We start from the raw sequence: 3,179 nt of genomic DNA, 5'->3' as shown, positions 1-3,179 counted from the left end.
AAAGGAATGCCAATTATGTTCACGTTTTTGTCTAAGCTTCGTTTGAAGTCTTGTTTCGTGTTTTTTGTTTTGTTGTCTGCGAACTTTGCGGCCAATGCTTCTATTGAAGGGCAGTGGCTTCAAGTTTCGGCAGGAGAGCTCCACTCTTCAGCAATCAAATTAGACGGCACGCTTTGGGCATGGGGCTCAAACAATTATGGTGAGCTAGGCGTTGACTCGACAGTTAGTGCGACTGCGCCAGTAAAAATAGGTATAGACACAAATTGGCGTTTTGTTAATGCTGGAGGGTACCGTACTCTGGCTATTAAGTCTGATAATACCCTCTGGGCGTGGGGGGATAATCGTTATGGTCAATTAGGAGATGGATCTAAAACAAATAGAAATACGCCGACTCAAGTTAGTACAGAAAGTGACTGGCAAACAGCTGTAGCAGGCACTTCACATTCATTAGCTATTAAAACTGATGGTACCCTCTGGGCTTGGGGCCTCAATCATTATGGACAATTAGGTGAAGGAAGTACAATAAATAGAATGGCACCAGTACAAATAGGTAATGAAACCAATTGGCAGAGTGTTGAAGTAGGTGGCAGTTACTCTTTAGCTATTAAAACCGACGGCAGCCTCTGGGGTTGGGGCTTTAATGGTAATGGCCAATTAGGCGATGGAACCAACACCAGTAAAAATACTCCCGTACAAATTGGCAGTGAAAACGATTGGCTGCTGGCTGGCGCAGGAGGTGACAGCTCTTTTGCCATTAAAACCAATGGGACTCTCTGGGCCTGGGGTGATAACGGTTATGGGCAATTAGGCGATGGCACTACGATAAGTAAGAATACACCGACGCAGGTTGCAAGTGACTCAAATTGGCAGAGTGTTGCGGTAGGATTTGTGCATACTTTAGCGCTTAAAACAGACGGTACTCTTTGGGCTTGGGGCTCAAACTATTACGGTGAACTAGGCGATGGTTCCTCAACAAATAGAACGACACCAGTACAAATAGGCATCGACACAAGTTGGCGGAGTATTACAGTAGGTGGCGATGGTGCTAGTGGTGGCCACTCTTTAGGTACAAAAACCGATGACGGTCTCTGGGCTTGGGGGAGTAACAGCTTTGGGAAATTGGGTTTTGAAGGCACGACCAAAGTTACCTTCCCCGTCCAGGATACGCCCGTTGTAAAGCAAAATTTTCAGTCAATAGCATCTGGACATTTGCATAGTATTGCTTTGGATGAAAATAGTGTTCTCTGGTCCTGGGGGATGAATAGATTAGGTCAGTTAGGTAATGGTGAATCAGGTTTCTATCTCACAGAATCAAGCCCTATAATTGTAAAGCCTGAAAGTACATGGAAGAGTATTGCTAGTGGCACCGCACATAATTTAGCCATTAACTCTGATGGGACGCTATGGGCATGGGGCGCAAATTATCAAAGACAATTAGGCGCCGATACATCAGGACATATATTAACACCGACTAAAATTAGTACGGATAACACGTGGACACAAGTCTCTGCAAGTGGTTCGTGGGGGAGCACTCCATCAGGACAAAATTTTGCTTTAAAAGTGGACGGTACTCTATGGTCTTGGGGTAATAACAGTTATGGCCAATTAGGACATGGTTATGGTGCTGACTCTATTCAAGAGCTACCAACTCAAGTAGGAATAGATACAGATTGGTTTAGTGTTGCTGCGGGGAGGACTCATACCATTGCAATTAAAACTGACGGGACACTTTGGGCATGGGGAAGCAATAGTCTTGGCCAATTAGGATTAGGTAGTGCCAATAACGGCTCTTATATATCTCCTACTAGAGTTGGAGTGGATACTAGTTGGACTCAAATTGTCGCTGGGGACAGTTTCACTTTAGCAATCAAATCTGATGGCTCGCTATGGTCATGGGGTGCCAATAACTCAGGTAAACTGGGACACGGCACGTTAGAGAATAAAACAACTCCGGTGCAAGTAGGGGTTAAAAAAGATTGGCGTACTGTCAAAGCTGGAGATAACCATGTTATCGCTATTAAATTCGATGGAACGCTTTGGGCATGGGGTTTGAATAGTACGGGTCAGCTAGGGACTTCTGATACTTTAGACCGCTTAGAACCCTACAGGATAAATGATGAAACGAATTGGGCCTATGTTAGTGCAGGTTCTTCATATAGTTTTGCTATTAAAATGGATGGGACAAGATGGGGTTGGGGGTGGGATATGAGAGGCTCGCTTGGTAGTGGTCTATCTTCCCATTCAGGTCTAATTAAAAGCACTCCTGAACAATTAATAGAAGTCGATTCAGATAATGATGGAGTGTCCGACACAAATGATGTATTCCCTCAAAATAATAATGAACAGTTCGACACGGACGGTGACGGGATCGGTAATAATGCTGATATTGATGATGATAATGACGGCATACCAGATGAATATGAGATTAACAATAGCCTGAATTCACTTGATGCGTTGGATGCATTGATTGACCATGATGGTGATGGCATTGTGGCGATGGATGAGTATTTATATGGCAGCAGTGATAATAATATAAATGACATACCAGCGAATTTAGATTTCACCCTGTATTCCTTTGAAGCAGCCAGTTGTCAGGTTGATTTCAGCTACGATCCAAACTGGGAAGTGACTAACCGCGACGGGTATCACGGCAGTCATAGTTATAAGATTGCGGGCCATGAAAATGGTGGTTCTTCAAGTTTGACTTATCAGAATACCTTTAATGATGGCCATTTTAGTTTTGCTCTTAAAGTCTCCACCGAAGACCAATATGATGAATTAATTCTCCGTGTTGATGATGCTGAAATCGCCCGTTACAGTGGCGAGCAAGACTGGACACTCTATCGTTACCCCATTACCGCAGGCGAGCGCAGCATCAGTTGGACCTACATAAAAGACTCCGCAGACTCAGCCGGTGACGATTCGGTCTGGATTGATAGCATTGTTTTACCTGTTAATACCGACCCAGATAACAACGGTATTCATAATGAAACACGCCCTGACGACGACTGTGATGGTTATCTAGATCTCGATGAAATAGCGGCGGGCAGTGACCCTTTAAGGGCTTCAAGTTTACCGCTTGATACCGACGGCGATTTCATATCAAACGCGACCGATTTAGACGACGATAACGACGGTATCCTTGATGTAAATGATACTTATCCATTGGTTGCTATTGG

1 pseudogene is annotated in these 3,179 nt (G+C 44.2%); it reads left to right on the top strand.

The annotated features are described in order from the left end of the window. Nucleotides 1-15: 15 nt before the first annotated feature. Nucleotides 16-3,179: pseudogene (locus ABKW31_RS22690) on the top strand (hypothetical protein); the annotation flags it as partial.

It is taken from the genome of Paraglaciecola sp. 25GB23A (genome assembly GCF_040012495.1).
Lineage (GTDB): Bacteria > Pseudomonadota > Gammaproteobacteria > Enterobacterales > Alteromonadaceae > Paraglaciecola.
This window is presented reverse-complemented; position numbering and strand designations above follow the sequence as displayed.